The following is a 5495-nucleotide window of genomic DNA, read 5'->3' as shown; positions in this document are numbered from 1 at the left end:
ATCACCGGCAACGCGTCCACGCTGACGGTGAGCGGGCTCGCGAGCGCGCTGCGCAAGACGGAGCACTGGATCTACTCGGTGAAGGCCTTCGGCGCGTACGGCCGCAGCCGCCCGCCCCAGCTGGAAGGGGAGCTGGAGTCGCTGTCGCAGGTGGTGGCCCTCAACGCCGGCATCGAGCTGCGTGGCGACCGCCGCTTCACGGAGCTGCTCAGCGGCTACCTGCTGGCGGGCGTCCTGACGGACCACATCGGCAGCGTGGAGTCGCGGCCCTACGGTGAAGCCGGCGCCAGCGTCCTCTGGTTCGACACCAAGAAGGAGTCCGGAGGTGAATCCACCCTGCGCACCGACTTCGCCTTCCGCTACGCCCGCGAGACGCGCTTCCAGTACTACCCGGAGCGCCTGGACCTGCCGGACGTGGACATCGGCGGTCCCCGCTTCGGCGCCCTGTTCCGCTACGGCATCTCCAAGGACATCACCTTCCAGGAGGAGGCCGAAATCCTGGTGAGCGTCATCACCGAGTCGCGCGTGCTCTTCAACAGCCAGACGCAGGTGATGGCGAACCTCACCGACGCGCTGGCCCTGGGCGTGGGCTTCCTCGTGAAGTCGGACAGCGCCCCGCCCCCGGGCAAGGTGTCCACCGACACGGCGCTCTCCTTCAACCTGACCGTCGCGCTGTAGCCGAAGGGCCCGTGGAAAAGCGACGCGGCGCCAGGGAGCAATCCCGGGCGCCGCGTGGCTGCTTCAAGACAGGAGGCGCTCGAGGACTACTCGTGCGTCTCGTGCTGCTGCTTGATCTGCTGCTGGTGTCCACCCGTGCGGCCCTCGGCCGGGTTCGCGCCGATGTCCACCGCCTGCAGGTCGCTGTACTGCGAGCCCGGAGGGTTGGCGAGCCGGAAGCGCGTGCCGAAGTCCATCAGCGTGAAGCCGATGAGCAGCACCACGAACACGATGGACACGCCGAACACCAGGCGGTTCGCGCCGCGGTGCTCGGACAGGTGCATGAAGTACAGCGCCACCAGCGTGCCCTTCACACTGGCGATGACGAGCGCGAGCAGCAGGCCGAAGTCCGGCAGGTGCATGCGGCCCGTGAAGACGGTGACGAGCGTGAGCACCAGCAGGACCACCCAGATGACCACGTAGCGCCCGGCGCCGTGGTGCTCCTGCATGTTGTGCTCTTCCTGATGCGATTCGTTGGCGATGGCCATGTCGTGTCCCTCAGACCAGGTACAGCATCGGGAAGAGGAAGATCCACACCAGGTCGACGAGGTGCCAGTACATGGAGCCCAGCTCGACCGCGGTGTAGTTGTTCGCGTTGAAGTCCCCGACGCGGTACGCGCGCACCGTGGAGAACGCCAGCACCGTCATCCCGATGACGACGTGCAGGGCGTGCAGCGCGGTGGAGGCGAAGTACACCGTGAAGTACAGCGGCGCGCCCGGCAGCTGGATGCCTTCGTAGAAGTAGTACCGGCCCGGCAGCGTCCCGATGTGGAACTTGTGCTTGTACTCGAAGAACTTGATGACGAGGAACCCGATGGCCATCAGCAGCGTGAGCACGAACATGTGCCCCACCATCTTGTTCTTCCCCTCCTTGGCGTAGTGCACCGCCATGGCGGCGGTGAACGAGGAGGTGATGAGCACCACCGTGTTGATGGTGCCCATCGTCAGGTCCAGGCTTCGGCTGGACGCGGCCCACGCTTCCGGGAACAGGAAGCGGTACGACGCGTAGCACGCGAACAGACCCGCGAAGAGCAGGATTTCCGTCGCGAGGAACAGCCACATGCCCAGGCGCGCCGCGTGCTTCTGCACCTCCAGCGACGCGAAGTGGGCGGCCAGCTTCGGACCGGGGACCGTGCCCGGCGTCACGTGCGCGCTAGACATCCGACACCTCGCCCTTGCCCGTGTTCGGATCCACGTAGAAGTGGGGTTCTTCCGGGTAGGTCGGCTGGGGGCCAATGAAGTTGTGCGTGGGCGGCGGGGACGCCGTCAGCCACTCGTAGCCCTTGCTGTTCCACGGGTTGTCCACGCGCTCGCCGTAGATGAGCGCGTACGTCAGGTACACCGCGATGATGATGAACCCGAACGCCAGCAGCGACGCGCCGGCCGTGGACGCCACGTTCAGCGCCTGGAAGCGCTCCGGGTACTCGTAGTAGCGGCGCGGCATGCCCGCGTTGCCCAGCAGGAACTGGGGGATGAACGTCGCGTTGAAGCCCAGGATGATGAGGGCCGCGGAAACGAGGCCCCACCCCTCGTGGTACATCTTCCCGAACATCTTCGGGAACCAGTAGTGGAGCGCGGCCAGGAAGGCCATGATCGTCGCGCCCACCATGATGAAGTGGAAGTGCGCCACGACGAAGTACGTGTCGTGCCACGGCACGTCCAGCGACACCGTCGCCACCGCGATGCCCGTCATGCCACCGAACACGGTGAAGAACAGGAAGCCGCAGAAGTAGGCGAACGGGGTGCTGAACTCCACCGCGCCCTTGTAGACGGTGCCCACCCAGTTGAAGACCTTGATGGCCGTGAACACGCCCACCAGCATCGACAGCACGCCGAACACGCCGGCGTTGAAGGTCGACTGGCCGGACACGAACATGTGGTGGCCCCAGGCGAAGAAGCCCACGAACGCGATGCCCACGCTGGAGTACGCCACCGCGCGGTAGCCGAAGATGTTCTTGCGGCTGAACGTGGCGACGATCTCGCTCATCACGCCGAACGCCGGCAGCACCATGATGTACACGGCCGGGTGGCTGTAGAACCAGAACAGGTGCTGGAAGAGCACCGGGTCACCGCCGCGGGCCACGTCGAACATGCCCAGGCTGAACAGGTTCTCCGCCGTCACCAGCAGGAGCAGCAGGCCAATCACCGGCGTCGCCAGCACCTGGATGCAGCTGGTCGCGTAGAGCGCCCAGACCATCAGGGGCATCTTGAACCAGGTGATGCCCGGCGCCCGCATGGTGTGCGTGGTGACGATGAAGTTCATGCCCGTGAGGATGGAGCTGAACCCGATGATGAACGCGCCGAAGAGCACCGGCGCCACCGTCGTCGTCGTGTGCGCGCTGTACGGCGTGTAGAACGTCCAGCCGGTGTCCAGGCCGCCGTTGAGCATGCCCCAGAGCGCGAAGCCCGCGCCCGCCAGGTACACGTAGAGCGACAGCAGGTTCAGCCGCGGGAACGCCACGTCCTTGGCGCCCAGCATCAGCGGCAGCAGGAAGTTGCCGAAGATGGAGGGGATGGCAGGGATCATGAACAGGAAGATCATGACGATGCCATGCAGCGTGAAGACGCGGTTGTACGTCATCGCGTCCATGATGGTCGGACCGGGCGTCAGCAGCTCGATCCGCAGCAGCATCGCGAAGATGCCGCCCACCAGGAAGAAGAGCAGCACCCACACCATGTACATGATGCCGATGCGCTTGTGGTCCACCGTCAGCAGCCACGACTTCACCGTGGTGCCGTCCGTGAGGTAGCTCGGATGATGGCCGTGGTCGTCGGTCGCCTCATGGCCGGGGACGACGGCCCCCGGCGCGGCGATGCTACTGGATGGGGTCATAGGCGGGTCCCTCGGAAGCGCTCTCGCGCACGTTCGCAGTGCGCAGCGACTTGATGTACTCGACGATGGCGGCGGACTCAGGGCCCTGCAGCTTGCCCTGGTAGGTCGGCATCACGTTCTGGTAGCCCGCGACGATGTGCGCGCCCGGGTCCATCATCGACTGGGTGATGTAGGCCTCATCCACGCGGATGTCCTGGCCATCCTGGAGCTTCTCGGTGCGCTCGTACATGCCCAGGAAGGTGGGGCCGATGTGCTTGGAGCCGTCCACCGAGTGGCAGCCCAGGCAGCCCTGGCTGCCCACTAGCTTCTGGCCCTGTTCGGACATGCGGGCCGCGGGCGGCACGAGCGACGTGTCCGCCAGCGCGTCCTGCCGGTCCTGCAGGCGGCCGCGCTGCTGCTCCTTCAGCCAGTTCTCGTAGTCCTCCGGCGCGAGCACGACGACCTCGGCCAGCATCTTCGAGTGCGACAGGCCGCAGTACTCGGTGCAGAGCACCTGGTACGTGCCGGGCTTCGTCGCCTCGAACCAGGCCTGCGTGTAGCGGCCCGGCAGCGCGTCCATCTTGATGCGGAAGGACGGGACGTAGAAGGAGTGGATGACGTCGCGGGACGTGATGAGCAGTCGCACCGGGCGGTGCGCCGGCACGTGCAGCACGTTCACGCCGTTGGGTCCCTCCGGATAGGAGAACTTCCACATCCACTGCTTGCCCATGACGTAGACATCCATCGAGTCCTTGGGAGGAGTGGTGTACCAGGTGAAGTCCCGGAACCCGATGGCGAACCACGCCAGGAAGAACACCAGCGGGACGGAGACGAAGAGGAACTCCGTCTTCAGGTCCGGCACGACATACTCAGTCGTCTGGTGGGCCTCCCGCCGACGGTAGCGGAAGAACATGAAGAGCGCCGCGAGACCGACGCCCGCGGACATCACCATCGTCGTGCCGACGACGAAGTAGTGCAGGAAGTCGACCCGTTCCGCGAACGTGGACGCGCGCTCCGGGAGGAACAGGAATTGGTTGGCCAGGTCGCTCATGTAGTCGCGCCTTTCTTCAGCTCGCGCCTCCAGAAATAGATCAGCATCGTGGCCAGGGCGCCGAAGACAGCAAGGGAGCCCAGGCGGATGAATCCGAAGATGTAGAAACCGTACCGCCGGGTGGCGGTGTCGTACTTGAAACAGGACATGACGATGCGATCCACGCTCGTCCCCACCCGACCGCCCGCCGCTTCCAGCAGCGCCAGCTTCACGTTCTGACGGTCGAACGACGTGCCGTAGAGGTAGCGCGAAATGCTCCCCTCCGGGGTGAGCACGGTGACCACCGCGGGGTGGGCGTACTGCTTCGTGCTCGGGTCATACGTGTACTTGAAGCCCACGGCGTCGGCGAGCTTGCGGATGTTCTCGTCGGTGCCGGTGAGGAAATGCCAGGGCGCCGTCTCCGGCCTGCCCATGGACTGCAGATACTTGCGGCGGCGCTCGCTGCTCTGCCCCGGGGTGTCCTTGGGGTCGATGCTGATGGTGAGCGCCTCGTAGTCCTTGCCCAGCTCCAGGCCCAGCTCGCGCATCACGCGGACCTGCTCGTTGATGACGAGACTGCAGAGCATGGGGCACTCGTAGTACACCAGCGTGAGCAGGGTGGGCCGCGTCTTCGACAGCAGGGTCCCCAGCCGAACTTCTTCCCCCGAGGAGTCCAGGAAGCGGGTCTCCAGCGGGAGGGGAGCGCCCAGGTGCTCCTCCACGTCCACGCCCGTCACCGGCGGAGGCAGGTCGGAGTCCGCCTCCACGATGGCGCGCGGGGTCCGGCCTCCACCCGGCAAGGCGGACGCGGGCATGGCGCTGGCGAGCACCAGCGCGACCGCCGCGAAGAGCCCGGCGGCGCGGGCGGAGGTGTGCGGGAGGAAGGACGGCATGGCAGGCACGGCTCGGTGATGGGGGCGGGGGTGGAGCCTACTT

At 66.1% G+C, this 5495-nt stretch carries 6 protein-coding genes; 1 reads left to right on the top strand and 5 read right to left on the bottom strand.

Annotated elements, in window-relative coordinates; all coding sequences use genetic code 11:
* Positions 1 to 678, top strand: a 678-nt coding sequence (locus tag D7V93_RS36745; RefSeq protein ID WP_147451531.1) for a DUF481 domain-containing protein, incomplete at its 5' end; no start/stop codon positions are given.
* Positions 679 to 764: 86 nt separating this feature from the next.
* On the opposite strand, the gene D7V93_RS36740 is transcribed toward D7V93_RS36745, so the two are convergent.
* From D7V93_RS36740 to D7V93_RS36720, 5 genes are read right to left on the bottom strand one after another with little or no spacing between them, the layout of a single operon-like run.
* Positions 765 to 1205: a cytochrome C oxidase subunit IV family protein gene (locus tag D7V93_RS36740; RefSeq protein WP_120647787.1), complete on the bottom strand. Its 441-nt coding sequence runs from the start codon at positions 1203 to 1205 to the stop codon at positions 765 to 767.
* Positions 1206 to 1215: 10 nt separating this feature from the next.
* Positions 1216 to 1878, bottom strand: a complete 663-nt coding sequence (locus D7V93_RS36735; RefSeq protein ID WP_120647786.1) for a cytochrome c oxidase subunit 3 family protein — start codon at positions 1876 to 1878, stop codon at positions 1216 to 1218.
* Positions 1871 to 3550: a cytochrome c oxidase subunit I gene (locus D7V93_RS36730; RefSeq protein WP_120647785.1), complete on the bottom strand. Its 1680-nt coding sequence runs from the start codon at positions 3548 to 3550 to the stop codon at positions 1871 to 1873. The genes D7V93_RS36735 and D7V93_RS36730 overlap by 8 nt, the downstream gene beginning before the upstream one ends.
* On the bottom strand, positions 3534 to 4580 hold the full coding sequence (coxB, locus tag D7V93_RS36725) for a cytochrome c oxidase subunit II (protein ID WP_120647784.1): 1047 nt from the start codon (positions 4578 to 4580) through the stop codon (positions 3534 to 3536). The genes D7V93_RS36730 and coxB overlap by 17 nt, the downstream gene beginning before the upstream one ends.
* Positions 4577 to 5452: an SCO family protein gene (locus D7V93_RS36720; protein WP_120647783.1), complete on the bottom strand. Its 876-nt coding sequence runs from the start codon at positions 5450 to 5452 to the stop codon at positions 4577 to 4579. The genes coxB and D7V93_RS36720 overlap by 4 nt, the downstream gene beginning before the upstream one ends.
* Between the last annotated feature and the right edge of the window lie 43 nt (positions 5453 to 5495).

The sequence above is a fragment of the Corallococcus llansteffanensis genome (genome assembly GCF_003612055.1).
Classification (GTDB): Bacteria; Myxococcota; Myxococcia; order Myxococcales; family Myxococcaceae; genus Corallococcus; species Corallococcus llansteffanensis.
The sequence above is the reverse complement of the archived record's forward strand: the minus strand, read 5'-3'. Positions and strand labels throughout refer to the sequence as shown.